Origin of the sequence: Aequorivita soesokkakensis (assembly GCF_001641085.1) — a bacterium.
In the GTDB taxonomy this organism is placed as follows: domain Bacteria; phylum Bacteroidota; class Bacteroidia; order Flavobacteriales; family Flavobacteriaceae; genus Aequorivita; species Aequorivita soesokkakensis.
The window spans coordinates 72,292-97,391 of sequence record NZ_LXIE01000045.1; the positions used below are offsets into that span (position 1 = coordinate 72,292).

A 25,100-nucleotide genomic window follows, 5' to 3' on the forward strand; every position below is an offset into this window, starting at 1 on the left:
AATTCAGAATTAATTACCTTTGCCCTTCAATAAAACAGGAATATGATCCAATCCATGACGGGCTACGGCAAAGAAGTTGTTCAGTTGCCATCGAAAACCATTACCATTGAAATCAAATCGTTAAACAGCAAAGGGCTTGACCTGAACACACGTGTGCCTTCTGCCTATCGTGAAAAGGAACTTGAAATTCGCGATTTGCTTGCAAAATCATTGCAAAGAGGAAAAGTTGATTTTTCGCTTTACATTGAAGTTACGGGCGAAGAAGTTACAACCCAGCTTAACGAAAGCGTTGTAAAACAATATATGAAACAGCTTTCAAATGTGGTAAATGGCGACCCCGTAGAGCTTTTAAAAATGGCGGTGCGCATGCCAGATGCCTTGAAAACCGAACGGGAGGAAATTGACGAAACGGAGTATGCAGCAATTTTAAAAGGAATAGACCAAGGCTTGGAAGCCATCAATAAATACAGAACCGACGAAGGTTTGGTACTGGAAAATGACTTTTTGGAACGCTCCAAAACCATTTCAAAATTGCTGGATGATGTTATTGCTTTAGATCCCGAAAGGATTGATGGCGTAAAGGAAAGACTTCGCAAAGCAGTGGCAGATTTAAAGGAAAAGGTTGACGAAAACCGTTTTGAGCAGGAATTGATTTATTACCTCGAAAAATACGACATCACCGAAGAAAAGGTTCGTCTTAAAAATCATTTGGATTATTTTGAACAATCGCTGAATTCACACGATTCAAACGGAAAAAAATTGGGTTTCATCACACAGGAAATTGGTCGTGAAATCAACACCATTGGCAGCAAGGCAAACTATGCGCCAATGCAGCAAGTAGTGGTGCAAATGAAGGACGAGCTTGAAAAAATTAAGGAACAAGCTTTAAACGTTTTATAGATGGAAGGAGGAAAATTAATAGTATTCTCGGCACCTTCCGGAAGTGGAAAAACTACCATCGTACAGCATTTACTTAAACAGGAAGACTTGAATCTTGAATTTTCGGTTTCCTGTACTTCGCGTGAAGCCCGGGGCGATGAAAAACACGGCGAGAATTACTATTTCATTTCATTGAAAGAATTTAAGCAGCACATTAAAAATGATGATTTTTTGGAGTGGGAAGAAGTGTATCGCGACAATTTTTACGGCACTTTGAAAAGTGAAGTGGAACGTATATGGAGCCACGGAAAAAACGTGATTTTTGATATTGACGTTGCCGGCGGACTTCGGATTAAAAAGAAATTTCCGGAGAAAACATTGGCAGTCTTCGTAAAACCACCAAGCATCGACGAGCTAAAAATTCGACTTAAAAAGCGTAAAACCGAAAGCGACGAGCGCATCAATATGCGCATTGCAAAAGCTTCGGTAGAATTGGCAACAGCACCACAGTTCGATAAAATTATTAAAAACTACGATTTGAAAATTGCGCTGAACGAAGCGCACGATTTGGTTGAAGGTTTTATAAATTCCAAAGAAGAAAATCCCAAGTCCCATCCCGAAGTTTCGGGACCAAATCCCAAATAAGTTTCAAAATAAAAAAATTCCAAAAGTTTTATATTTAAACCTCTAAACTTCATAACCCATCGACTCATCGACTAAAAAGATAGGACTCTACTTTGGCACTTTCAACCCAATTCACGTTGGCCATTTGATTATTGCCAACCACATGGTGGAATTCAGCGATTTGGATGAAGTTTGGTTTGTGGTTACGCCACACAATCCACATAAAAAGAAAAAAACGCTTTTGGAAGACCACCACCGTTTGGCGATGGTTCGGATTGCAGTTGAAGAGTATCCAAATTTGAAGACGAGCAATGTGGAATTTGACTTGCCGCAGCCCAATTATACCGTGAATACCTTGGCTTATTTGGAAGAAAAATATCCCAAAAAGAATTTCTGTTTGATTATGGGGGAAGACAATTTGAAAAGTTTTCCGAAGTGGAAAAATTATGAGGTTATTTTAGAACGTTATTCAATCTACATATATCCAAGAATTTCCGAAGGAATTGTGGAAACACAATTTGACAATCACGAAAAGATAAAAAAGGTTGACGCCCCCATTATTGAACTTTCTTCAACATTTATTCGTAAAGGAATAAAATCTGGTAAAAATATTCGTCCTATGCTTTCAGCAGAGGTTTGGAAGTATTTGGATGAGATGAATTTCTACAAATAAAAAACCGCCCACCAAATTAACACTTGGGGAGCGGCCTCAACTAAATAACCAACCAAAATCATTGAAACTTCTTTCTGAAGCGAAAAATCAATTTCAATAATCAAAAGCAATAACGCACAGAAAGAATGAAAGATTGCCCAACCATTCTTAAGCAACTGTTAAATGTTTCTGTACGGTAAGAATTGCTTACTTTTGAATTAAGAAATAAAATCAATGTCAGAAAAACCGAAATTTGCAGTCTTTGGCGGCGGAAGCTGGGCCACGGCAATTGTAAAAATGCTTTGCGAAAACCTGGACGAAGTTGGTTGGTATATGCGCAGCAAATCTTCCGTGGATTTTATAAAAAAACACAGCCACAACCCCAATTATCTAAGTTCTGTAGAATTCAATTTAAAGCAATTAAAGCTCAGCAATGATATAAATGAAACCGTTTCTAATGCGGATTGTCTTATTTTTGTGATTCCTTCGGCATTTCTTCATCAAGAACTTGAGAAATTGACGGTTTCCTTGGAAGACAAAATTGTTTTTTCAGCCATTAAAGGAATTGTTCCAGAAACCAGCTTGATTGTCGGTGACCATTTTAATACGCATTACAAAGTTCCTTTCAATAATATTGGCGTTATTTCTGGCCCCTGCCATGCGGAGGAAGTAGCCTTGGAAAGGCTTTCCTACCTAACAATCGCTAGCGCTGATGATGAAAAAGCAAAAATGGTGGCCAATGTTTTGAGTAGCGATTACATAAAATGCACCACCAGTGATGATGTTCTGGGAACCGAATATGCTGCGATGCTTAAAAATATTTACGCGGTTGCAGCAGGAATTGCGCACGGACTTGGTTATGGCGACAATTTTCAAAGTGTGCTGATGAGCAACGCCATCCGCGAAATGAAAAAATATGTGAAAAAGGTTCACAAAATGAAGCGTGACATCAATGATTCTGCTTATTTGGGAGATTTATTGGTTACGGGTTATTCGGTTTTTAGCCGAAACCGTTTATTCGGAACAATGATTGGTAAAGGCTATACCGTAAAAAGTGCCCAATTGGAAATGAGTATGATTGCCGAAGGTTATTACGCTACCAAAAGCGCCTACAATCTCAACCAGCAAAAGGGAAAGAAAAAAGCCAAAACACCAATAATTGATAGTGTTTACGAAATTCTTTACGAAAATAAAGACCCAAAGAAAATCTTTAAAAAGTTAACGGAAAAGTTAGATTAGAAAAAAGCCCCGTCATAAATAACGGGGCTTTTTTTAGTCTCTAAATTTTTACAGGCAATTTCTTAAAACCCATATTGAAAAGCGTAAACCCAAAAATATCGGCATATTGCTCGATTGTTTTGCTTACTGGGGTTCCAGCACCGTGGCCGGCATCGGTTTCTATTCGGATTAAAACTGGGTTGTTTCCAATTTGCTTCGCCTGAAGTTCAGCAGCAAATTTAAAACTGTGAGCCGGCACTACCCTATCGTCGTGATCGCCAGTGGTAATCAAAGTTGCGGGATATGTAACACTTTCCTTCACATTGTGCAATGGCGAATAGCCTTTTAAATATTCGAACATTTCTTTGCTGTCTTCCGCAGTTCCATAATCATAAGCCCAACCTGCGCCCGCTGTAAAAGTGTGATAACGCAGCATATCCAAAACCCCAACTGCGGGAAGAGCTACTTTCATTAAATCTGGCCTTTGCGTCATTGTTGCGCCAACTAACAAACCTCCGTTTGAACCTCCACGAATCGCGAGATAATCATGAGATGTGTAATTGTTATTTATCAAATATTCAGCAGCCGCAATAAAATCATCAAACACGTTTTGCTTTTTCATTTGCGTGCCGGCATCGTGCCATTTTTTTCCGTATTCGCCGCCGCCGCGAAGGTTTGGTACTGCATAAATTCCGCCCTGCTCCATCCATACAGCGTTTGCAATACTAAAACCTGGTGTAAGACTAATATTAAATCCGCCATAACCGTATAGAATTGTTGGATTTTTACCGTCCATTTTCAATCCTTTTTTATGCGTAATAATCATCGGAATTTTTGTTCCATCCTTTGAAGGATAGAAAACCTGATGGCTTTCATAATTTTCTGGGCTGAAATCTATTTCAGGTTTGATAAACAATTCTGAATTACCGCTTGCAATTTCATATTTGTAAATACTTCCGGGTGTTACATAATTTGTAAAGGAATAATAAAGTTCCTTTTCTTCTTTCTTCGTTCCAAAACCTCCTGCGGAACCTACTCCGGGAAGTTTAATTTCACGGATGAGTTTTCCTGCATAATCATATTGCATCACTTTTGAAACGGCATCAACCATATAATTCGCAAAAATATAACCGCCACCAGTGCTCGGCGAAAGTACATTTTCGGTTTCGGGAAGAAAATCCTTCCAGTTATTTGGGGTTGGATTGCTTGCGTCAACGGTTACAATTTTTTTATTTGGAGCATTCTTATTTGTAACGATATAAAGTTTGGAACCTACATTTTCAATTACATAGGTATCTGTATCAGTATTATCCAAAATGGTTATGAACTTGCTGTCTTTCTTTGTAAGATCTTTTATAAAAAGTTTATTCCCTGAAGTAGAAGTGCTTGCCCTAACAATTAAATAATTGTTGTCTTCGGTAACGCTTCCGTTAATATAACGGTGCTTTTCTTCGGGCGTTGCTCCAAAAATCACTTTATCATCACTTTGCGGCGTTCCCATTTTATGGTAATATACTTTGTGTTGATCTGTTTTTGCTGATAGTTCGCTGCCCTCTGGCTTGTCATAACTGGAATAGTAAAATCCATCCTCTCCCAGCCACGAAAGACCACTGAATTTAATATCTTTTAAAGTATCGCCAACTAGCTTTTTTGTTTCGGTATTCATCACAAGTACTTTTCGCCAGTCACTACCGCCTTCGGAAATACTATAGGCAAGTTTACTGCCGTCTTTGGAAAAACTTGTTTCACCCAAAGAAATAGTGCCATCTTCCTTAAATGTGTTTGGGTCTAAAAAAACTTCGGCAGATTTTGGATCGCTTCCAGTTTTGTAGCGATAAATAACATATTGGTTTTGCAACCCGTCATTTTTATAGAAATAGGTATAATTTCCTTCGTGAAAAGGAGCTCCCACTTTTTCATAATTCCAAAGATTGGAAAGACGTTTTTTCAAATCATCACGGAAAGGTATTTTTTCCAAATAACCAAAGGTTACTTTATTTTCAGCTTTTACCCAAGCTGCGGTTTCTTCGCTTCTATCATCTTCCAACCAGCGATATGGGTCTTTCACTTCAACACCAAAATAGGTGTCCACTTTATCTGTTTTTTTGGTTTGCGGATAGGTCACTGGGATTACTTCATTTTTAGACTGTGCTTTACCACTAAACATAGAAAGCACCACGATTACGGAAACAATTGAAAATTTCATGGAATTTAAATTTTTAGGAATTGTAAATGTAATGTTTTCCCATTAAAGAAAGTATTTGAAAAATAGAAAAAGGCTTCCTTTCGGAAGCCTTTTATTTAATTAAAAACATTCAATTTCAATGAAATAGCGGTCTGTAAACTTTCCAATGTTTGTAAATTAGAATAGCATTTAAAACTATAACTACCATAGCCAAGATTAGACCGGGTGTATCCATAAATAAATGGAACAGAAATATATTCACAGAAATGGGCGCGAGCAAAATTAAAGCAAATGACACCCATTTGTTAATAACCAAAAGCAGCCCTATCAGTACTTCAAAAGTTCCCACTACTTTTAGAATATAGCCTGTATTACTGAGTGAATCAATAAAAATTGCCGCATCTCCAGTATAGATATGCATTGGCATAAAGTTGAAATTAAGCAGCTTGCTCAGTCCAAAAAAGAGTAATCCTAAGCCTAAAATAATTCTCAGGATTTTAGTAAAAGTTGAATTCATAGGCTTTACGTTTAAGGGTTAATCCTTAAAGATAACGAAAAATAAAAAACGTACCTTTATTAAAAGTGCATTTTTTTAACAAATTTTTAAATCTTTTTTGTCTTTTCTTCTTAAAAACCTAAAGCAGGTGGTTTTTTACCAAGTATTCCGCTATTTGAACGGCATTGGTAGCGGCGCCTTTACGGAGGTTATCGCTCACAATCCACATATTCAATGTATTGGGTTGCGTTTCATCACGACGAATGCGCCCTACAAAAACATCATCTTTTTCGTGGGCGTAAATTGGCATTGGGTAGGTGTTGGTATCTGGATTGTCCTGAACGGTGATCCCTGAAGTTTCGTGTAGAATTCTGCGGATATCTCCCAATTCAAAATCATATTCAAACTGCACGTTTACCGCTTCACTATGGCCGCCGGCGGTAGGAATTCGAACAGCGGTTGCAGTTACTGAAAAAGTACGATCGTCCAATATTTTTTGGGGCTCCCGTGCCAATTTCATTTCTTCTTTGGTATATCCGTTTGCTTCAAAAACATCGCAATGTGGCAATGCGTTTTTATGAATTGGGTAAGGGTAGGCCATTTCGCCTTTTATTCCAGCCATTTCATTCTCCATTTGCTGAACAGCTTTAAGGCCAGTTCCCGAAACAGATTGGTATGTGGAAACCACAACCCTTTTCATTTTATATTTCTTGTGAAGTGGCGCCAAAGCCATTACCAATTGAATGGTAGAACAATTGGGGTTAGCTATTATTTTATCGTCTTTGGTCAACAAATGTGCGTTAATTTCGGGAACGATGAGTTTTTTACCGGGTTCCATTCTCCATGCGGAAGAATTATCGATTACGGTAGTTCCAATAGCAGCAAATTTTGGGGCCCACTCCAAGGAAGTGTTTCCCCCAGCAGAAAAAATTGCGATGTTCGGTTTTGCGGCAACGGCTTCTTCTAAACCTATTACTTTATGGTTTTTTCCCTTAAAGGAAATTTCCTTTCCAACAGATTTTTCCGAAGCTACCAAAAGCAGTTCGTCTATTGGGAAATTTCGTTCCTGCAACACTTTCAACATTACTTCGCCAACCATTCCGGTGGCACCGACCAAAGCTAATTTCATTTTTCGTCTAATTTTCTGCAAAAGTAGGTTATAGCAATTTATTTTTTCTGAATAAAAGCAAAAAAGAACCCTCCTTCGCGTAAAGCTTCGGAGGGTTTAGGTTTAGAATACGTACTGCAGCGGTGGCTGTAAATTATTTTTTTCTAAGTTCGTCACGAATTTCCATCAATAAATCTATTTCTGATGGGCCTGGAGGTGGTGCTGGAGCTTCTTCTTTTTTGGCTCTAACTTTTGCATAAGCTTTTACTATTAAAAACAATACAAAGCCAACAATCACCAAGTTTATCAAGGCATTGATCCAACGACCATACATAATTGCATTTTCTGGTTTGGCTACTTCTCCGTCTAGACCAATTACAGCAGGATCCAAGACATATTTTAGATCGGCAAAATCCATTCCGCCAGTAAAATGGCCAACGAGCGGCATAATCATATCATTGGTAAATCCTGTAACAACAAGCCCCACGGCGCCTGCCAAAATTACAGCAACGGCAAGGTCTACCACATTGCCGGTCATAATAAAATCCCTAAATTCTTTTAACATGTTGATTGGTTTTTAGAAGTTAATAAACACTAATTTACTTAAAACTATTTATTTTTTTACCATCCACTGGTTAATTCCTACAAATAATCCGTTTTACTCTTTGTGAAACCGCTGTTATCAATTCATAGGAAATAGAATTTATTGCTGCCGATAATTCTTCAGCAGTTGTGGAAGGACCAAAAATTATAGCTTCGTCACCTTCCTGGCAATCAATACTGGTTACATCTACCATTATCATATCCATACAAACGTTGCCGAGAATATGCGCCTTTTTTCCGTTTATAGTTACCCAACCCTTGCCTTTTCCATAGGAACGCGGAATTCCATCAGCGTGGCCAATGGGAAGTGTTGCAGAAAGTGTAGCTTTTTCAGCTATAAACCCTCTATTGTAACCTACACTTTCGCCATTCTCAACTTTATGGATTTGCGATATAACAGTTTTTAAAGTGCCTACGGGTTTTAAATGTTTGTTTTCCTCTTTATCATTTCCGAAGCCGTACAGGCCGATTCCCGTGCGGACCATATCAAAATGTGCTTCGGGGTAATTTATGATTCCTGAAGTATTTGCACAGTGAAGCAATGGCTTATAACCGATTTTGGAAATCAATTCTTCTGAAATTTTTCTGAAATTTTCAATCTGGCCAAGCGTGAAATCTTTCAGTTTTAAATCTTCGCTCGCAGCAAGATGCGAAAAAGCTGATTTCACTTTTACGCTTTGGGTTTTTGAAAGTGTTTCAGCAATAAAAGCAACATCACTTTCAACGAAACCCAAACGGTTCAAACCCGTGTTGAATTTTAGATGGATTGGATAATTGGTCTGTTTTTTTTCTTCCGCAAAAGCGATAAATTCCTCCAACATTTTTCGGGAATAGATACTAGGCTCCAAACAGCGGTTCAATATTACTTCAAAATTAACGGGAAGCGGATGCAATACCAAAATTGGGGTTTCGATCTGTGAATTTCTGAGCGTTTCCCCTTCGTTGGCATAAGCAACTGCGAAATAATCAACGCCCAAATCAACCAATTCCTTTGCAATCACCACGGAATCGCTTCCGTAGGCAAAGGCTTTCACAACTGCCAAAACTTTAGTGGCGGGCTTTAATTTTGAGGTAAGATACTTGTAATTATTGTCGAGCGCGTTAAGGTCAATCTCCAATAAGGTTTCGGTGGCTTTGGGCATATTATGCTTGTTTTCCAGTTTTTTCGGAAGCTTTGTTTTCGCTTAAATTTTCGGCATCTTTTACCTCCAGTTTCACTACTTTATCGCGAAGCTGTGCTTTATAAAATGCAGCGCGGCTCAACGGTTCATATTCCTCAGTCTCGCCCAACAAAACAAGGGCTTCGCTTTTCGCTTTTCGGTAACTGTAGTTGGCAAGATTTCCGGTGCGGGTACAAACGGCGTGGACTTTGGTGACATATTCTGCAGTAGCCATTAACGCAGGCATTGGGCCAAAAGGGTTGCCTTTGTAATCCATATCCAAACCTGCAACAATTACCCGAACCCCGCGATTGGCAAGGTCATTACAAACTTTTACTATTTCGTCATCAAAAAATTGGGCCTCATCAATGCCAACCACATCACAGTTATCAGCCAAAATTGGGATGTTTGCCGCAGCCGGAACGGGCGTTGAGCGAATTTGGTTGCTATCGTGGCTGGTTACGGCGTCTTCAGCATAACGCGTATCGATTGAAGGGGTGAAAATCTCAACTTTTTGACGTGCAAATTTGGCGCGTTTCAGCCGTCGGATAAGCTCTTCGGTCTTTCCTGAAAACATAGAACCGGAGATTACTTCAATCCAGCCAAATTGTTCTTTCTGATTTACTGTATTTTCAAGAAACATAGTTTAAATTTACGCGAAACATTGCCCATTAATTAACTTTCCAAACGATTGTTCAACTTGAAGATTGCTTGAAACCATCATTAATTGCAGGATTTAAACAAGAAAACAAAAATAGTTGACGTTTACATAAAGGATGCGTAAATTTATAAAAACAAAATAGAAATTCGGTTTAATTTAAAAAGATATGAAGAAGAAACTCCGCGAGCAACTTACAGTGCTGGCAAAGCAATTAATTGAAGAAGAAAAAACGTTTAAAACCGCTTCCGTTAAGGGATTGGTGGGCGAACTCTATGAAAAGTTGACAGTGCTCGAATATCTTGAAAATCAACTGGAAGACAATGCTGAAAAACCAATTGCAGCGGCTTTAGACTCTAAAAGTTTCCGTGAGGAAAATTGGTTTACCGAGCCCGAGCCTGTGCCGCAGCCCGAACACAAGGAAGATCTTATTGAACCTTTGATGGAAAAAATTAAAGATATCGTTGCACAAATGCCGGAGGAAAGCGAGCGCATTGATGAATTGTTGGATGAATTGCTTCCTAAAAACCAAGAAACCGCTTCCGTTGAAGCGCCGCAAAAAGCTGAAGTAAAATTCACGAAAAACGATTTAGAGGAATTTGCTTCAAACTATCAGCAAATGCCCGAGTTTGAACGAAAAACTATGGAGCTTTTTCCAAAATCCGTTGAAGGAACCCAAGCCAGTAAAACAATGACCGAGTCACGGGCAAAATCGTTGAATGATACTATTAACAAAGGTTTGAACATAGGCCTAAACGACCGTTTAGCTTTTATAAAACATCTTTTTGAAGGACAGGCCGAAGACTATACCCGCGTGCTTTCACAGATAAATACCATGGAAAATTTTGAGGAAGCCCAAAGCTTTATAAAAGGCAAGGTGAAACCAGATTACAATTATTGGCTCAACAAAGAAGAATATTCAGAACGATTTATGAATATTATTGAAAAGAGTTTTAATTAAATTCCACATTTTATGACAGCCCAAAAAACCATCTACTGGATAGCCACAGGGCTGCTCAGCGCTTTGTTTTTGTACTCCGCATTTATGTATTTAACAGATACGGCGGTAATTGAAGGTTATTATCAGGATTACCAATATCCATCCTATTTAGTAATACCAATGGCACTTGCAAAAATTTTGGCAATCGTTTTCATCCTTTTACGAAAACCGAAATGGGTCATGGAATGGGCCTATGCTGGATTATTTTTTGATATGGTCTTGGCTAGTTTTGTTCACTACCGCGTTGATGATCCAGGTATAACGCTTCCTTTACTTGGAATTCTATTTTTGTTAATTTCTTATTTCTTCGGAAAAACGGTACGTCCATAAATTATGACGGGAAAACTTTACTTGGTCCCCACGCCCATTGGCAATCTAAAAGATATGACCTTTCGCGCTATTGAAGTGTTGAAGGAAGTAGATTTAATTCTCGCTGAAGATACCCGAAATAGTGGAAAACTGCTGAAGCATTTTGAAATAGGCACCCAAATGCATTCCCACCACATGCACAACGAGCACAAAACCGTGGAGGGTATTGTAAAACGAATTCAAAATGGTGAAAATATTGCCTTGATAAGCGATGCCGGAACCCCGGCAATTAGCGATCCCGGATTTTTACTTACGCGTGCCTGTGTGGAAGTTGGTATAGAAGTGGATTGCCTTCCCGGCGCCACCGCTTTTGTGCCAGCGCTTGTAAATAGTGGGTTTCCGAATGACAAATTTGTTTTTGAAGGTTTTCTTCCCGTAAAAAAAGGAAGGCAAACCCGACTCGAACTTTTGGCCGAAGAAACCCGAACCATTATTTTTTACGAATCGCCCCACAAGCTGCTGAAAACACTTGCTCAATTTGTGGAATATTTTGGCGCTGACAGACAAGTTTCCGTTTCACGAGAATTGACAAAACTGCACGAAGAAACCGTTCGTGGTTCTGCTGAAGAAGTTTTAAAGCATTTTGAAAACAAGCCACCTAAAGGAGAAATTGTAATTGTTGTGAAAGGAAAAGTTGATTAAACGTGCTTCCCTTTATCCCACCCATGCTTCCCAAGATACTGCTCCCCGCTTTCCACAGCGCCCTCTTCAATAGAAGTTCCCATAGAATCGTTCCAACGGTTTAAATAGCCAAATAGCGAAATAACGCCGAGCATTTCCACAATTTCGCCTTCATTCCAATATTTGTAGAGTCTCTCTTTAATTTTATCATCAACAGTATTTGGTACTTGGCTCGCGGCCAATGAAAAATCGAGTGCAGCGCGTTCCGCTTCTGAAAATGCTGAATGGGTTCTATATTCCCAAATATTATCAAGCTGTTCCTGCTCTGCCCCGTAGCGTTCGGCAGCGCGGATGGCATGCGCTTGGCAATAGCGGCAACCCGTGGCATTGCTGCTCACCCAAGCAATCATACGTTTTAAAGCTGAAGTTACACGCCCCTCATTTGCCATTACGGCTTTATTCAAGTTTATAAAAGCTTTGCTGATTGCCGGACGGTGCTGCATGGTGAGCACGCTGTTTGGGCAAAAGCCAAGCGTTTCGTTGAAAAATTCTGCCAATTGTTTTGTTTCGGCATCGTGGTTTGGGGAAAGTGGGGTTACTAATGGCATTTTTAACTATTTTTGAAATTCCAAAATACAAAATAGAATTTGTAATTTTACAACTCTCCCCGTTATTTAATAATCACACCCAATCCGAATTTTGGAATTTTGGAATTTGTAATTTTGAACTTTGGAATTTACAAAATATATGCGCTGGACCCTAAAACCAAAACCCGATCCCGAAAAAGTAAATTCACTTTCAAAAACCTTGAAAGTTGAACCAATACTTGCTTCACTTTTAATTCAGCGTGGTGTGGAAACTTTTGAGGAAGCTGAAAAATTTTTTCGGCCAAGTTTGGAAGATTTGCACGACCCCTTTTTAATGATGGATATGGGAAAAGCCGTATCCCGAATTGAAAAAGCAATTGAAAACGAAGAAAATATTTTGATCTACGGAGATTATGATGTGGACGGAACTACAAGCGTAGCGCTGCTTTCTTCCTATTTAAAAAGTTTTTATTTAAACATTTCAACCTACATTCCAGATAGGTATGATGAAGGCTACGGAGTTTCCTTTAAAGGAATTGATTATGCCGAGGACAATGGTTTTTCGCTGATTATCGCTTTGGATTGTGGCATAAAAGCCATCGACAAAGTTGCATATGCTTCCGAAAAAAATATCGATTTTATAATCTGTGATCACCACCGCCCAGGGAAGGAAATTCCAAAAGCTGTCGCGGTGCTGGATCCAAAAAGGGAAGATTGCGAATATCCGTACAAAGAACTCTGCGGTTGCGGCGTTGGCTTTAAATTGATTCAGGCTTTAGCCGAAAAAAGAGGATTACAGCTTGAGGATTTACTGCTTTATTTAGATTTGGTCGCCACCGCAATTGCTGCGGATATTGTACCAATAACTGGCGAAAACAGAATTCTTGCACATTACGGATTGAAAGTGATAAACAGCAATCCGCGAACGGGAATTCAGGCAATTTTGAAGCAAGTGAAAAAAGAAATCCTTACAATCACTGATGTGGTTTTTATCATTGCCCCGCGAATAAATGCCGCTGGACGGATGAAACACGGAAACCACGCTGTTACTTTGCTTACTGAAAACGATTTTGAAAAAGCGGAAACCTACGCAGCTGAAATTGAAAGCTTCAACAGGGATCGCAGGGAAGCTGACAAACAAATTACCGAGGAAGCCCTTCAGCAAATTATTCAAAATAAGGAGGAAGAACGAAAAACCACAGTGGTTTATCAAGAAAACTGGCACAAAGGCGTTATCGGTATCGTGGCTTCCCGCTTGACGGAAACCTATTATCGTCCTACTTTGGTTTTTACAAAAAGTGGTGAGAAGCTTGCCGCTTCCGCGCGTTCCGTAAAAGGATTTGATGTTTATAATGCATTGGAAAGTTGTTCGGAACACATTGAGCAATTCGGCGGACATATGTATGCTGCGGGATTGACCTTGTTTGAAAAAGATTTTGAAAATTTCAAAAATGCATTTGAACGTGTGGTTTCCGAAACCATCGAGCCGCATTTGCTAACACCTGAAATAAAGATTGATGCTGAAATAGATTTGGAAGACATCACTCCAAAATTTTTCAGAATATTGAAACAATTTGCACCCTTCGGCCCAGGAAATATGACTCCAACATTTATGACCCAAAACCTAAAAGACACTGGCTGGGGAAAATGTGTGGGCGAAGATAAAACGCATCTCCGCGTTGTAGTGAAACAGGGGAATTCAAATCAATTTACGGGAATAGGTTTTGGGCTGGCTGAAAAAAGCGATATCGCCTGCAACGGAAAACCCTTTAAAGCGGCTTATTGCATTGATGAAAATGAATGGCAGGGAAATGTGAGTTTACAGCTTCGCTTAAAAGATATTTTGGAATAAATGACAGGTCGAGCGCAGTCGAGACCTCTCTTAAGAAGTTTGAAATGTTTTCATCTCAAAGGTTTCCCCATCAAAAACACCGTAGGTATAATGGTTAATCCAATCGCCAAGATTATAATAGGTGGAATTTTCGCCTACCTTAATTTCCATCGGCAAATGGCGGTGCCCGAAAACAAAGTAATCAAAATGCTTGCTTTCCAGTTTTCGTTTTGAGTATTGCGCAAGCCATTCTTTTTCCTCGCCCAAAAATTCTTTGTCCTCATCGCCGGAAATCAACTTGTTTTTTACTGAAAGGTGCTGTGCCACACGCACCCCAATATCCGGATGCAACCATCGAAAAAGCCATTTTGAAAACGGATTGGTAAAAACTTTCTTCATCCGCTTGTACCCTTTGTCGCCCGGCCCTTTACCATCGCCGTGGCCAATAAAAAAATGCTTGTTGTTGAAAACAAATTCCTTTGGGTCGTGATAAACCGGAATGTTCAATTCCTTTTCAAAATAATCGTGCATCCACAAATCGTGGTTGCCCACAAAAAAGTGGATTTGAATGCCATTGTCGCGAAGTTCTGCAAGTTTGCCCAAAGTTCGCACAAAGCCTTTCGGCACCACGGTTCTGTATTCAAACCAAAAATCAAAAAGGTCGCCGAGGAGAAAAATCACTTCGGCATCGTACTTAATGCTGTCCAGCCATTTCACAAAAATCTTTTCGCGCGGCAAGCTTTCCGCCTGTGTGGGCGCGCCAAGGTGGTTATCGCTAGAAAAGTATATTTTTTTGCCCTGTGGGATTTGCATATTCAAAGATAGGAAACTGTTTCGGTTTAATTATCTCCAGCAAACCACTCTGCATAGCTGCTATCGGTTTCCTGTAGCCGTAAGGAGTGAAGCATTATATTTTTAGGAAGACGTTTTTTTATTTTTTCAGAAAAATCAATCACCATCATTTCGCTGGTGGGCTGGTAATCCACGAGCAATACACTGTGCCCACGATCGCTCAATTCCTTTGCCAATTCAACGTGGGGCGTGTTCTTGTTGAAAACCGTGGCGTGGTCAAAAACATCCACAATTTCTTCTTTTACAATTTTTTTTAGGTCGCCAAAATCGATTACCATCCCAAATTTCACGTTGTCGATATCTTCAATGGGCGTGCCGATAACGGTTACCGAAAGCTTATAACTGTGGCCGTGTACATTTCTGCATTTGCCGTCGTAGCCGTAAAGCGCGTGTCCGGTTTCAAAAGAAAAAATCTTGGTAATGCGTATCTGCTCCATTGTATAAAGTTGGGCAACAAAGATACAATTTTATACGCCCACGTTTTAAAATATGGCTTTTGAAAAAAGCAGACGTTGTTTTCTCTAAAACCGCACGTGGTTTTGTTTAAAAGTACACGTGGTTTCTTCCTAAAGAAGCTTATCTTTTTAACTTATGAAAAAAACCAATCGATTTCTGCACTATATTTGCCCACTTTTTTAAAGAATCCAAAAATGACCGAAGAACTTTTTGAGCAACTGGAATTTGTTGAAAATCCGTTGTTTGAAACTATTATTGACGACTTGCTGCAGCAGCAATACAGTATTGTAAACGACTTTTTTTCTTCGGAAGAAGTGGAAGTTTTGCGCAATTCGCTGCTTGCAAAATACGAAGCGGATCGTTTTAAAAAATCAGCTATCGGCAATCGTACCAATGAAGAAATTGACAAAGCCATTCGCGGTGATTTTATTCTTTGGATGGATGAAAAGAATGCCAATGAAGCTGAAAATGTTTTCTTCAGAAAAATAAATGAGTTGGTGGATTACCTAAACAAAACCTGCTTTTTAGGAATTCTTCAAAAAGAATTTCACTATGCAGTATATCCAACTGGAACTTTTTACAAGCGGCATTTAGACACGTTTCAAAACGATGATCGAAGAAAATTGTCTATTGTTTGTTATTTAAACGAAGATAATTGGCTGCGCGAAAATGGCGGTGAGCTTACCATTTATACCGAAAAAGAAGATCTGGATATTTTACCACTTCCGGGTCGCGTGGTTATTTTTGAAAGCCAAGTTTTGGAACACGAAGTGAAAGTAGTAAAGGCTTCGGAACGTATGAGTATTACCGGTTGGCTAAAAACACGTTAATGTAAAATATGCTACTTTTTCTTGATTTTTTGATATACCACAACGGCAATAACCAAAATTGCCAATATTAAAAAAAGGCCGGGGCCGCCGAGAAATTCTAACCAATCCATAGTTGAGTATTGAGTATTGAGTATTGAGTAAATATATTTAATTTCCGATTAGCGGAATGTATTTTCTTCGGAATTTAATAAGCAACGCAACCGCCCGATAAGCAACCCAAACAATAAGCGCCGCCCAAATTCCAATCAAGCCCCAGTGCATATATTTTGAAAAATATAGCACGGGGATGAACCCAAAAACAGTGGCACCTAAAAGTACATTTCGCAAATAGCCCATTTCGCCCAAACCTTTAAAAATGGAATCTAAAGTGAAAGCCAAAGCATTAAATGGCAAACAAATGAGAACCATAAAAAACATTCCGTAAAAAATGGAAAGCACCTTTTCATCTTTGTTGAAAAGGAAACCGAGCGGTTCATAAAGCAGCAGTCCAATTAAAACCAGCATTGCGGCGACGCCTAAATTATAAAGGTTTACTTTTTTGGTGAGTTTCCAAAGCGAGCTATAATTGCGTTCACCCAAGAGTTTTCCGCCAAGAATATTTCCGGCAGCGCCGTAGCCGTCAATAAAAAAAGCGGTGAAAATCCAAATATTAAATGCAATGGTGTGTGCGGCAATATATTCTTTTCCCAAATCAGCAGCTTCGCGGGTTGCAAGAATTAAAGCCGTGTTTAAAGCAACCGAACGCAAAAAGAGATTGAAACTCATGTTTACCAATCGTTTTATTTCGGGATGCAACGGGAATTTCAATTTTAAGGAAATTTCGGTTTTTTTCAAAAGGAAAATCAAAGCCATAATCGCCATTACCGCCTGTGAAACAAGGCTCGCCCAAGCTGCGCCTTTTATTCCCATCGGCAAAATATAGCCTTCAATTCCATAAACCAAAGCAAAGTCGAGCCCAATGTTTAATGCAGCGCCAATAGTTGCAATAATCATAGGCCAAAACGTATTTTGAAGTCCGCGAAATAGTCCAAAAACCGCAAAAGTGAAGAGCGTAAGCGGAAAACCCCAAACGCGAATGTTGTAATAATCTATGCTGAAAGTGAGAATCAGACCTTCCGCATTCAGCAATTTGAAGATTTCTTCCACAAAAAAATAGGTGGAAAAAAGTACGATTATGCTCAATGCGATATTGAAATAGATTGCCTGCGCCGGAAAATTATTCAAATCCTTCAGCTTGCCAGCTCCCAAATTTTGTGAAACAATTGCTGAAATAGCGCTTCGGGTTTGTCCCAAAATCCAAATTAAAGCAGAAAGAAAGGAACCCACAATCCCAACGGCGGCTAGTGATTCAATTCCAAATTCTTTTATATTTCCAACAACTGCCGCATCGGTAGCAGAAAGCACAGGCTCTGCAATTCCGGAAATTATAGCAGGAATGGCGAGTTGCTGGATTCGTTTGAATGAGATGTCGGTTTGCAGCATTTTAGAAAAAACAAAACTACGGAAAAGCCAAAATTCAATGGTTTGGTTTCTCTTTAAATCTTTAAAATTTATTTGAAATGTTAAAGAAGTGTGGATTGAATGATTTTAAAAGTTAATTTTGCATTCAATTAAAGAAGAAGTTTCGCACTATGAAAAATATTTTGGTTCCCATTGGGTCTTCAGAAAATTCGGCAAGCAACCTGCAGTATGCCATTGATTTGGCTAAAGAAGTAAATGCAAATGTATATGTAGTTTCAGTTTTTCAGGAACTTTCAAAGGTGGGTGGCCTTTCAAAAGTCAATACCATTTTAAAGGAAGAATCTGAAAATCGTTTGGACGAAGTGCTTTCGCTAGTAGATATGAAAGGTGTACAAGTAATTGCGCACCCAATAAAAGGTGAAGTGCTGGAAGGCATTGGCCGTATAAGCAAACAAGTGCCGATAGATTTAATGGTGCTTGCCCCAAGAAGCAATTCCATTAAAGAAGAAGTTTACCTCGGAAAAACTTCGGGCAAATTATTAAAACAGACAAATATTCCAATTTTGGTTGTTCCCGAAGGAGCTAAATTTCAGCCACCGAAAACCATGTTAATGGCTTTCAAAAACGGAACTTTTGAACACGATTATTTATTGGAAGCTGTACGGAAGTTTAAGCAAATTTTTGGCACCGAAGTTCATATACTTCACGTTGAAACCCCAGAAACCACAGAAGAAATGAAGGAAGTGACTGAAAATTTAAAATCATTGCAAACTTCCTATACACAGGTGGAAGCTGCTACTACATTTCAAGCGGTTATTGAATATTTCCAGCATTTTAACCCAGACATGCTTTGCGTGATTAGAAGAAAAAGAGGCTTCTTCAAAAAGCTTTGGGAAAAGAACGAGATTCATAAAAGAGAGTTTCACACCAGCAAACCTTTATTGGTTTTGCCAGTTCAGGAATAAAACAAAAAACCACCGAAAAACGGTGGTTTTTTTGTGGAGAATACCGGAGTCGAACCGGTGACCTCTTGCCTGCCAGGCAAGCGCTCTAGCCAGCTGAGCTAATCCCCCCCTTTATGTTCCATAGCTCACAGAGCGCAGGAACATTTGCTGATTAGGTTGCCAAAAATAGTAAATTTTTCCATATAAGCTTCATTTTAAAAACTCAATTGTTCTTTCTACAACAGTTTTTAATTGATTGGGCAAAGCAGCTTCCTCCCAAGGATGTTTAGCGTTAAAAACATGGTCTGCCCCAGGAATGATTAACAATTCACTTTTTGGATTCCAAGAATGGATTGCCTTTGCCTCTTTTACAGAAACTGTTGGGTCATCACTTCCATGAATAACGAGTAGAGGGATAGTTAAATTTTTAACTGCCCTACTGATGGTCAATCGTTTTTCATTATTCTTAAAATCTTCATAGAACTGAAAATTATTGGGCATCATTTGTTTGGTGCGGCTATTTTCAACATAAGCAACACCTGTTTCTTTCCACATTTCAAACTCAGTTGTGCCTTCCTGAAACCGTGCTTTAAAATCGCTTACGCTGGCCCAAGCAGCAACTTTGCTTATTCGTGTATCTTCTTCGGCTTTAATTAAGACAATTCCGCCACCGCGACTGTGGCCAATCAAGGAAATGGTTGAAATTTTCTTTGGAAAGTTTTCGTTTCTGCTTTCAATTTCCTTTAAAACCCTATCTAAATCATCCAGCTCCAAACTGAAATTATTTTCAGCAAAAGCTTCCAAATCTGGGAAATCTATGGGGTCTTCCATCGTGCCCCCGTTGTGTGAAAAATTGAATTTTAAAAAACAGAAATCTTTTTCTGCAAAAGCTTCCGCTACCAAATGCCACGCGCCCCAATCCTTATAACCTTTATATCCATGACAGAAAATTACGATTGGCTGTGGTTTTTCCGTCTCAGTATAATAAACATCGTAAAGAATTGGTTTTTTGTCTTTTGAATGGATAATCCTGTTTTTTTTAAAAATCATTATGCTATTTCTTTTTCAATGAAAGGAATGCTGGGATCGCAAATTTCCAAAATTATTTTTTTAAGTTCTGCCGTGAAATTTTCCAATGTTTCTGATGTAATTTGCTGCTCCCTTTTACTGTATGCTGAAGTTTTTGTTCCAAATTTTAAAAATCCACTGCTCAGATTTTTGAACGAAATAATTCCCGCTTCGGCGTTATCTATCGGTATTTCTTTGTTCATCATCAGTGCATAGGCCAATATTTGGAATGCTTTGCTGTATTTATAATCTTGGGTCAAAGCTTCCCATTCAATTATTTCAACATCACCCTGATTAACCAATCCGGTTTTGTAATCAATTATTCTAACTTGGCCGTTGTATTCATCCACCCTATCCACTTTTCCGTGGATTTTTACAGGAAAATCAAGCTCAGGAATTGGAATTTCTAACGTAAGATCTGTTTCAATTTTACTAATTTTTATAGTGTTTCCAGCTTCAACTTCAACAATTTCGCGGTCGATGAAGTTTGAAATATAGCGCTTTGTAACTTCAAAAACGATTAGGTTTTTTCCTTTTGTAAATGTTCCTCCTTTAAAGGTTTTTTTGAATTCAGAAGTCACCTGTTCGTGAATTCTATCTTTCATTTCCGAAAGCTTTTCAATTGAAAGAAATGAACCTTCCAACGGCTTGTAAAAAGTCTCTAAAGTATCGTGAACAATGGTTCCAAGGGTATTTGCCGCAACGGTTTCCTCTACTTCCTCAAAATCGTTCAATCTCAAAATTTTCTGAAAATAGAAATCCAACGGATTGCGGATGTAACTTGTCAATGTCGAAGGCGAAAAGCCTTTTTCGGCAATCTCCCGAAGCCGCTGAACAACCGCTTCAGATTTCTTTATTTGCTTTAAAGCTCGTGATTTTATTTGGACTTTTGGCGAAAGGATGCGTTTTTCAACAGTGTGATTTGGATGTTTTTCAATTTCTAATTGCCTTATAAAACGACTTTTTTCGCCTGTATTAATACCTTCGGAATGATTGTTATAAAGCAAGGTTATGCTTTTTGCGCGGTGCAATAATCTATAGAAGTGGTAGGTATAAATTGCATCTTTTTCAGTGTAAAGCGGCAGATTAAATTGCTGTTTTAAATCATAAGTTATAAACGAAGCATTCGACTTTCCAGAGGGAAATATCCCTTCATTTACAGAGGTGATAATTACGTTTTCAAAATCCAGTACTCGCGTTTCCAAAACTCCCATAATTTGGAGACCTTTATATGCATCCCCTTCAAAATCCAGTGATGCGGAAGCTGCCAATTCAGAGAATATTGTGAGGGTTGATTTAACCGATTTTAGGTAGGGATATTTTTCATTAAGCGCCTCAATCTTACTGAAAATAAGTGTTAGTTGATGGAGCACAACCTGCTCAATTGAAGCAGTTTTCTTTTTTCTCTGAAGTTCTGCAAGGATTTGTAAAGCTGTTTTTACAACAGTTTTACTATCGTTTTTCCAATCCTGAAAAAGAAGTTGAAACATTCCATTATCCTCCATTTTTGAAAACTCAAAAAGGTTGTTTGGGGCAATATGAGTGATGTTCTCTTTTGCCAATTTTTCAGCAATAGTATGTGCCTGAGGCAATAAATCATTTCCTAAAGGATGATTTAATATTGAAAGGATATCTTTATAATACAGGGTTTCAGCATTGCGAAGATGAATACCGAAAAGCAATTCAAAAAAAACAACCGCTGGGAAGTTCTTTAAGTAAACACCCATTGTGATATTCACATTTTTTAAATTGTAAGGAAGTGAATATAGCAAAGGTACGAGCAGATTTTCATCTCCCAACACAATAGCGGTTTTGTTGATTTCTTCTTCCGAAAGTTGTGAAAGCAATTCGCCTACATATTTTGCTTGCCCAACATTTTTTTGGACCTCAACAAATTGAAAATGTTTGGGTTTCTCAAAATTGTCTGCAATAAACTTAGGTTCCTTATTTTTAAAATAATTCCATTCCTTTATATATTTTCTTATGAAATGTGAAGCACTATGTTTAGCATCCTGAAAAAAAGATTGGTCTGTATCCCAGTAAACCGCTGTGTTTCCAGTTTCCAGTAATTCTTGGATAATGTGTTGTTCCGCAGTATTTAAAGCGTTAAACCCAATAAAAATATGCGTTTTGTTTCCGTTTGTATGAATGTAATGTTCAAGATTGGAAATAGCTTCACGATAAACCATTCCTTGATAGCCTATATTTTCATTTAGTAAAATAGATTGGATGTTTTCATAAAAAGAGGGAAGGCTTTCCCAAAAGCGTAAGTAATTAAGAATTAGCTCAGTTTGCTCATCCTGTACTCCCCATCTTTCCAGCGTTTTAATGTTAGCCAAATAACTAAAGAATGGTTTTGGCTCAACCAAATAGCGGTCTATTTCGTTAAAATCATTTAACAGGGTGGTTGCCCAAGTGGAAAAAGTTTCAAAATCGTCTTTTTCATCAATGCTATTAATTCTTGAATATGCTTCATAACTTTTGAATAGTAGCTCCGTATTGTCCACTATTGAAAGATTGGAAAGTTCTTCAACAAATTCCTCTATGCTGACAATTCGTGGTGCAAAATGAGTTTTTGAAGATTCCCTTTTTAACTCATTCATCAAAAAACCCCCGGCTCTTTTACTGGGAAGAATGAAGGTTATTTCGGAAATATCTGAATACTTTTTTTGTATTTCGGCCAGAGTTTCTTGAAGGAATGTTACCATAGCCTAAAAATAAGAAACGCCTCCGATTTTCGGAGGCGTTTCAAAATTATTTATTTAAAACTTTCGTTTGAAATTATTTCTTTAAAGAAATTTCAACACGACGGTTTTGTTGTCTTCCTGCTTTAGTAGCATTGGTTGCAATTGGTCTTGATTCACCGTAACCAACTGAAGTCAATCTGTTACCATCCATACCGATAGTTGTCAAGTAATCTTTTACTGAAGCAGCTCTATCGTTAGATAGTTTTTGGTTAAGTGCATCACTACCTTGGCTATCTGTGTGACCTTCAATTTCAAATCTCGCGTTTGGATATTCTTTCATAATATCAGCGATGTTTTGAAGCACAGCATAAGACTCTTTACGGATAGTAGATTTACCTAAGTCAAACAAGATAGTTTTAGAGTAATCATTCAATTGCTTGATGATTTCTACAGAAACTTCTGGACAACCTTTGTTAGCTACAGTACCAGCAACATCTGGACACTGATCGTCTTTGTCAAGAACGCCATCACCGTCTCTGTCTTGGTAAGGACAACCGTTGTTAGCTTTTGGACCAGCTTCATTAGGACAAGCATCATCTTTATCAGCGATACCATCACCGTCAGCATCAGGACATCCGTTAAGTGCAGCTAAACCAGCAACAGTAGGACATTCATCCTGTGGATCAGCAATACCGTCACCGTCAGTATCAGGACAACCGTTAAATTCAGCTAGACCTGGAGTGTTAGGACAAGCGTCGTTTCTATCTTCGATCCCATCACCGTCAGTATCAGGACAACCGTTGAATTCAGCTAGACCTGGAGTTTCTGGACATTCGTCATCTTTGTCATAAATTCCATCACCATCAGTATCTTTTCCACCAAATTGGAATACGATACCAGCAGAGTGCTGGAAGTGAGTGATACCGTAAGTATCCTCAAATGAGCGCTTATAAGTTGACTGAAGGTTAAGTGCTAAATAGTCGTTAAACCAAAATTTAACACCAGCAAGTGCGTTAGCAGTACCAAACCCGATATCATCTACCCAAGTATAACCACCACCAACACCAATAGATGGGTCAAACCAGCTACTTCCTAGTGCTTTTTTGAAACTGTATTTAATTTCACCATCAGCTCCATAGTAGCTAAGGTCATCTACAGCAACATCACCTAGTTTATCAATACGGTTGATTGAACCTGCAGCAGTAAATACAAAACCACTACCAATATATCTACTGATAGCTAGTCTTGAAACCGAAGGAAGGATGTTCCAGTGGTCGTTCGCATTAAAATACTCATCAAAAATATCCCCTCTGATAGAAGCTGGGACACGTCCTTCTTCGCTAGTTCCGGTTGGATAAACGTCAACAGCGTTTGCACCAACCTCAATAGCCCAAGGATTGTTTTCGTCTTGCGCGTTCGCTACTCCTATTCCTAAGAAAAGAATGGCAGCAACTAATAATCTGTTAAGATGTTTCATATTCGATTGTTTAATTTTTAAGTGTTAATTAAGAGCAAAAGTAAGTTGTTAAATTTTATAAACAAAAGCAAATCTAATAAAATTTTCCTAAAGTCGTTGCTATTGATACGTAAATAAAGGTTTTACTGGTCAATAACCCCTAATTTTTTTCCAATCTTAATAAAGGCTTTTATCGCTTTGTCCAAATGCTCTGTAGTATGTGCTGCTGAAAGCTGTACACGGATTCTTGCTTTTCCTTTTGGCACTACAGGAAAGAAGAATCCAATTACATATATTCCTTCTTCCAATAACATATCAGCCATTTGTTGGGAAAGTTTGGCATCGTACAACATTACAGGCACAATTGCAGAATCACCATCTATAATATCAAAACCCGCTTCTTTCATCCCTTTTTTAAAATAAGCAGTATTTTCTGCAAGTTTGTCACGTAGTGAAGTGTCCTCAGAAAGCATTTCGAACACCTTAATAGATGCACCAACAATTGCCGGCGCCAAAGAGTTTGAAAACAAATAAGGTCGCGAGCGCTGGCGAAGCATTTCAATAATTTCTTTTTTTCCTGTGGTATAACCACCCATTGCGCCGCCCAAAGCTTTTCCAAGTGTTCCGGTAATAATGTCAATTCTGCCCATTACACCTTTTTCTTCCAAAGTTCCTCTTCCGGTATCACCAATGAAACCAGCAGCATGACATTCATCAATCATTACCATAGCGTCATATTTATCTGCTAAATCACAGATTTTATCAAGTGGAGCTACTAAACCGTCCATTGAGAATACACCGTCCGTAACTATAATTTTAAACCTTGCCCCTTTTTCATTTGCGGCAATAAGTTGTTTTTCCAAATCTTCCATATTGCTATTTTCATAGCGATAGCGTGCCGCTTTACACAAACGAACTCCGTCTATGATGGAAGCGTGGTTCAAAGAATCAGAAATAATTGCATCCTCTTCTCCCAAAAGTGGTTCAAAAACACCGCCATTAGCGTCAAAAGCTGCTGCATATAATATGGTGTCTTCTGTTTCATAAAAATCTGCGATTTTTTGCTCCAGTTTTTTATGAATATCCTGCGTACCGCAAATAAATCGGACAGACGACATTCCAAAACCATGGGTGTCCATTGCGTCTTTTGCAGCCTGAATTATTTCTTTGTTTGAAGAAAGGCCCAAATAATTGTTTGCACAAAAATTTATAACAGTTTCACCTGTGGAGATAGTAATTTCCGCATCTTGGGGCGAAGTGATAATTCGCTCTTTTTTATAAAGCCCGTTATCCTTTATTTCCTCTAATTCATTCTGTAAGTGTTCCTTTATTTTTCCGTACATAATTGTGCTTTA

General features: G+C 38.6%; 24 protein-coding genes and 1 tRNA gene. 10 read left to right on the forward strand and 15 right to left on the reverse strand.

The annotated features are described in order from the left end of the window. Positions 1 to 42: 42 nt before the first annotated feature. The 4 genes from A7A78_RS12315 (at position 43) to A7A78_RS12330 (ending at position 3,394) form a co-directional block, all read left to right on the forward strand. A complete protein-coding gene (locus tag A7A78_RS12315; RefSeq protein ID WP_068762764.1) occupies positions 43 to 900 on the forward strand; it encodes a YicC/YloC family endoribonuclease in 858 nt (285 codons plus the stop codon). Next, positions 901 to 1,524 (forward strand): guanylate kinase, encoded by a 624-nt coding sequence (gene gmk / locus A7A78_RS12320; protein WP_068762765.1) that lies wholly within the window; start codon positions 901 to 903, stop codon positions 1,522 to 1,524. It abuts the gene before it with no gap. 58 nt (positions 1,525 to 1,582) lie between these two features. Next, positions 1,583 to 2,176 carry a nicotinate (nicotinamide) nucleotide adenylyltransferase gene (nadD, locus tag A7A78_RS12325; RefSeq protein ID WP_068762766.1) on the forward strand — a complete coding sequence of 198 codons (594 nt, stop codon included), beginning with the start codon at positions 1,583 to 1,585 and terminating at the stop codon, positions 2,174 to 2,176. Positions 2,177 to 2,389: 213 nt separating this feature from the next. Then, positions 2,390 to 3,394, forward strand: a complete 1,005-nt coding sequence (locus tag A7A78_RS12330) for an NAD(P)H-dependent glycerol-3-phosphate dehydrogenase (protein WP_068762767.1) — start codon at positions 2,390 to 2,392, stop codon at positions 3,392 to 3,394. Positions 3,395 to 3,434: 40 nt separating this feature from the next. On the opposite strand, the gene A7A78_RS12335 is transcribed toward A7A78_RS12330, so the two are convergent. The 6 genes from A7A78_RS12335 to A7A78_RS12360 all read right to left on the reverse strand — a co-directional run bounded on the left by A7A78_RS12335 (position 3,435) and on the right by A7A78_RS12360 (position 9,568). Then, positions 3,435 to 5,579: a prolyl oligopeptidase family serine peptidase gene (locus A7A78_RS12335; RefSeq protein ID WP_068762768.1), complete on the reverse strand. Its 2,145-nt coding sequence runs from the start codon at positions 5,577 to 5,579 to the stop codon at positions 3,435 to 3,437. A 115-nt stretch (positions 5,580 to 5,694) separates the two neighbouring features. After that, positions 5,695 to 6,075 carry a DoxX protein gene (locus A7A78_RS12340; protein ID WP_068762769.1) on the reverse strand — a complete coding sequence of 127 codons (381 nt, stop codon included), beginning with the start codon at positions 6,073 to 6,075 and terminating at the stop codon, positions 5,695 to 5,697. 118 nt (positions 6,076 to 6,193) lie between these two features. Beyond that, entirely contained in the window at positions 6,194 to 7,183 is a 990-nt protein-coding gene (locus A7A78_RS12345) for an aspartate-semialdehyde dehydrogenase (protein WP_068762770.1), read from the reverse strand. A gap of 133 nt (positions 7,184 to 7,316) precedes the next feature. Then, complete coding sequence (gene mscL / locus A7A78_RS12350) at positions 7,317 to 7,727, reverse strand: large conductance mechanosensitive channel protein MscL (protein ID WP_068762771.1); 411 nt, start codon at positions 7,725 to 7,727, stop codon at positions 7,317 to 7,319. A 70-nt stretch (positions 7,728 to 7,797) separates the two neighbouring features. Further along, entirely contained in the window at positions 7,798 to 8,907 is a 1,110-nt protein-coding gene (gene alr, locus A7A78_RS12355; RefSeq protein WP_068762772.1) for an alanine racemase, read from the reverse strand. 1 nt (position 8,908) lies between these two features. Beyond that, positions 8,909 to 9,568: a thymidine kinase gene (locus A7A78_RS12360; RefSeq protein WP_068762773.1), complete on the reverse strand. Its 660-nt coding sequence runs from the start codon at positions 9,566 to 9,568 to the stop codon at positions 8,909 to 8,911. A gap of 184 nt (positions 9,569 to 9,752) precedes the next feature. Here A7A78_RS12360 and A7A78_RS12365 point away from each other — a divergent pair, with 184 nt between their 5' ends. From A7A78_RS12365 to rsmI, 3 genes are read left to right on the forward strand one after another with little or no spacing between them, the layout of a single operon-like run. Continuing rightward, complete coding sequence (locus A7A78_RS12365) at positions 9,753 to 10,544, forward strand: hypothetical protein (RefSeq protein ID WP_068762774.1); 792 nt, start codon at positions 9,753 to 9,755, stop codon at positions 10,542 to 10,544. A 12-nt stretch (positions 10,545 to 10,556) separates the two neighbouring features. Further along, complete coding sequence (locus tag A7A78_RS12370) at positions 10,557 to 10,913, forward strand: DoxX family protein (RefSeq protein WP_068762775.1); 357 nt, start codon at positions 10,557 to 10,559, stop codon at positions 10,911 to 10,913. A gap of 3 nt (positions 10,914 to 10,916) precedes the next feature. Then, positions 10,917 to 11,594, forward strand: coding sequence for a 16S rRNA (cytidine(1402)-2'-O)-methyltransferase (gene rsmI / locus A7A78_RS12375; RefSeq protein ID WP_068762776.1), 678 nt, complete (start codon positions 10,917 to 10,919; stop codon positions 11,592 to 11,594). Here rsmI and A7A78_RS12380 read toward each other — a convergent pair. Beyond that, positions 11,591 to 12,181 (reverse strand): carboxymuconolactone decarboxylase family protein, encoded by a 591-nt coding sequence (locus A7A78_RS12380; RefSeq protein WP_068762777.1) that lies wholly within the window; start codon positions 12,179 to 12,181, stop codon positions 11,591 to 11,593. The genes rsmI and A7A78_RS12380 overlap by 4 nt on opposite strands. 139 nt (positions 12,182 to 12,320) lie before the next feature. Between A7A78_RS12380 and recJ the strand changes: the two genes are divergently transcribed. Continuing rightward, positions 12,321 to 14,012: a single-stranded-DNA-specific exonuclease RecJ gene (gene recJ, locus A7A78_RS12385; protein WP_068762836.1), complete on the forward strand. Its 1,692-nt coding sequence runs from the start codon at positions 12,321 to 12,323 to the stop codon at positions 14,010 to 14,012. A gap of 30 nt (positions 14,013 to 14,042) precedes the next feature. Here recJ and A7A78_RS12390 read toward each other — a convergent pair whose 3' ends face one another. Together A7A78_RS12390 and A7A78_RS12395 are read right to left on the reverse strand one after the other, a co-directional pair. Continuing rightward, positions 14,043 to 14,804, reverse strand: a complete 762-nt coding sequence (locus tag A7A78_RS12390; protein ID WP_068762778.1) for a UDP-2,3-diacylglucosamine diphosphatase — start codon at positions 14,802 to 14,804, stop codon at positions 14,043 to 14,045. A 26-nt stretch (positions 14,805 to 14,830) separates the two neighbouring features. Then, the gene (locus tag A7A78_RS12395) at positions 14,831 to 15,280 is read right to left on the reverse strand and encodes a 6-pyruvoyl trahydropterin synthase family protein (protein WP_068762779.1); all 450 of its coding nucleotides are present in this window, start codon (positions 15,278 to 15,280) and stop codon (positions 14,831 to 14,833) included. A 213-nt stretch (positions 15,281 to 15,493) separates the two neighbouring features. On the opposite strand from A7A78_RS12395, the gene A7A78_RS12400 reads away from it, so the two are divergent. Beyond that, on the forward strand, positions 15,494 to 16,129 hold the full coding sequence (locus tag A7A78_RS12400) for a 2OG-Fe(II) oxygenase (RefSeq protein ID WP_068762837.1): 636 nt from the start codon (positions 15,494 to 15,496) through the stop codon (positions 16,127 to 16,129). Between the two features lie 147 nt (positions 16,130 to 16,276). Here the strand turns inward: A7A78_RS12400 and A7A78_RS12405 are convergent, their stop codons facing one another. After that, positions 16,277 to 17,611, reverse strand: coding sequence for an MATE family efflux transporter (locus A7A78_RS12405; protein WP_068762780.1), 1,335 nt, complete (start codon positions 17,609 to 17,611; stop codon positions 16,277 to 16,279). Between the two features lie 149 nt (positions 17,612 to 17,760). Between A7A78_RS12405 and A7A78_RS12410 the strand changes: the two genes are divergently transcribed. Beyond that, the gene (locus A7A78_RS12410; RefSeq protein WP_068762781.1) at positions 17,761 to 18,555 is read left to right on the forward strand and encodes a universal stress protein; all 795 of its coding nucleotides are present in this window, start codon (positions 17,761 to 17,763) and stop codon (positions 18,553 to 18,555) included. A gap of 34 nt (positions 18,556 to 18,589) precedes the next feature. Here A7A78_RS12410 and A7A78_RS12415 read toward each other — a convergent pair. The 5 genes from A7A78_RS12415 to kbl form a co-directional block, all read right to left on the reverse strand. Then, a tRNA-Ala gene (locus A7A78_RS12415) sits at positions 18,590 to 18,663 on the reverse strand. 81 nt (positions 18,664 to 18,744) lie between these two features. Beyond that, positions 18,745 to 19,584, reverse strand: coding sequence for an alpha/beta hydrolase family protein (locus A7A78_RS12420; RefSeq protein ID WP_068762782.1), 840 nt, complete (start codon positions 19,582 to 19,584; stop codon positions 18,745 to 18,747). Continuing rightward, positions 19,584 to 22,310: a PD-(D/E)XK nuclease family protein gene (locus A7A78_RS12425; RefSeq protein WP_068762783.1), complete on the reverse strand. Its 2,727-nt coding sequence runs from the start codon at positions 22,308 to 22,310 to the stop codon at positions 19,584 to 19,586. Before A7A78_RS12425 ends, A7A78_RS12420 begins: the two co-directional genes overlap by 1 nt. Positions 22,311 to 22,383: 73 nt before the next feature. Next, on the reverse strand, positions 22,384 to 23,766 hold the full coding sequence (locus A7A78_RS12430; protein WP_068762784.1) for an OmpA family protein: 1,383 nt from the start codon (positions 23,764 to 23,766) through the stop codon (positions 22,384 to 22,386). Positions 23,767 to 23,888: 122 nt separating this feature from the next. Next, positions 23,889 to 25,088, reverse strand: coding sequence for a glycine C-acetyltransferase (kbl, locus tag A7A78_RS12435; protein WP_068762785.1), 1,200 nt, complete (start codon positions 25,086 to 25,088; stop codon positions 23,889 to 23,891). Between the last annotated feature and the right edge of the window lie 12 nt (positions 25,089 to 25,100).

Excerpts from the sequence above, each read along its gene's own strand:
- A7A78_RS12315 (WP_068762764.1), top strand. The coding sequence starts at position 43 with ATGATCCAATCCATGACGGGCTACGGCAAAGAAGTTGTTCAGTTGCCA.
- gmk (WP_068762765.1), top strand. The coding sequence starts at position 901 with ATGGAAGGAGGAAAATTAATAGTATTCTCGGCACCTTCCGGAAGTGGA.
- A7A78_RS12330 (WP_068762767.1), top strand. The coding sequence starts at position 2,390 with ATGTCAGAAAAACCGAAATTTGCAGTCTTTGGCGGCGGAAGCTGGGCC.
- A7A78_RS12335 (WP_068762768.1), bottom strand. The coding sequence starts at position 5,579 with ATGAAATTTTCAATTGTTTCCGTAATCGTGGTGCTTTCTATGTTTAGT.
- A7A78_RS12340 (WP_068762769.1), bottom strand. The coding sequence starts at position 6,075 with ATGAATTCAACTTTTACTAAAATCCTGAGAATTATTTTAGGCTTAGGA.
- A7A78_RS12345 (WP_068762770.1), bottom strand. The coding sequence starts at position 7,183 with ATGAAATTAGCTTTGGTCGGTGCCACCGGAATGGTTGGCGAAGTAATG.
- mscL (WP_068762771.1), bottom strand. The coding sequence starts at position 7,727 with ATGTTAAAAGAATTTAGGGATTTTATTATGACCGGCAATGTGGTAGAC.
- alr (WP_068762772.1), bottom strand. The coding sequence starts at position 8,907 with ATGCCCAAAGCCACCGAAACCTTATTGGAGATTGACCTTAACGCGCTC.
- A7A78_RS12360 (WP_068762773.1), bottom strand. The coding sequence starts at position 9,568 with ATGTTTCTTGAAAATACAGTAAATCAGAAAGAACAATTTGGCTGGATT.
- A7A78_RS12365 (WP_068762774.1), top strand. The coding sequence starts at position 9,753 with ATGAAGAAGAAACTCCGCGAGCAACTTACAGTGCTGGCAAAGCAATTA.
- A7A78_RS12370 (WP_068762775.1), top strand. The coding sequence starts at position 10,557 with ATGACAGCCCAAAAAACCATCTACTGGATAGCCACAGGGCTGCTCAGC.
- rsmI (WP_068762776.1), top strand. The coding sequence starts at position 10,917 with ATGACGGGAAAACTTTACTTGGTCCCCACGCCCATTGGCAATCTAAAA.
- A7A78_RS12380 (WP_068762777.1), bottom strand. The coding sequence starts at position 12,181 with ATGCCATTAGTAACCCCACTTTCCCCAAACCACGATGCCGAAACAAAA.
- recJ (WP_068762836.1), top strand. The coding sequence starts at position 12,321 with ATGCGCTGGACCCTAAAACCAAAACCCGATCCCGAAAAAGTAAATTCA.
- A7A78_RS12390 (WP_068762778.1), bottom strand. The coding sequence starts at position 14,804 with ATGCAAATCCCACAGGGCAAAAAAATATACTTTTCTAGCGATAACCAC.
- A7A78_RS12395 (WP_068762779.1), bottom strand. The coding sequence starts at position 15,280 with ATGGAGCAGATACGCATTACCAAGATTTTTTCTTTTGAAACCGGACAC.
- A7A78_RS12400 (WP_068762837.1), top strand. The coding sequence starts at position 15,494 with ATGACCGAAGAACTTTTTGAGCAACTGGAATTTGTTGAAAATCCGTTG.
- A7A78_RS12405 (WP_068762780.1), bottom strand. The coding sequence starts at position 17,611 with ATGCTGCAAACCGACATCTCATTCAAACGAATCCAGCAACTCGCCATT.
- A7A78_RS12410 (WP_068762781.1), top strand. The coding sequence starts at position 17,761 with ATGAAAAATATTTTGGTTCCCATTGGGTCTTCAGAAAATTCGGCAAGC.
- A7A78_RS12420 (WP_068762782.1), bottom strand. The coding sequence starts at position 19,584 with ATGATTTTTAAAAAAAACAGGATTATCCATTCAAAAGACAAAAAACCA.
- A7A78_RS12425 (WP_068762783.1), bottom strand. The coding sequence starts at position 22,310 with ATGGTAACATTCCTTCAAGAAACTCTGGCCGAAATACAAAAAAAGTAT.
- A7A78_RS12430 (WP_068762784.1), bottom strand. The coding sequence starts at position 23,766 with ATGAAACATCTTAACAGATTATTAGTTGCTGCCATTCTTTTCTTAGGA.
- kbl (WP_068762785.1), bottom strand. The coding sequence starts at position 25,088 with ATGTACGGAAAAATAAAGGAACACTTACAGAATGAATTAGAGGAAATA.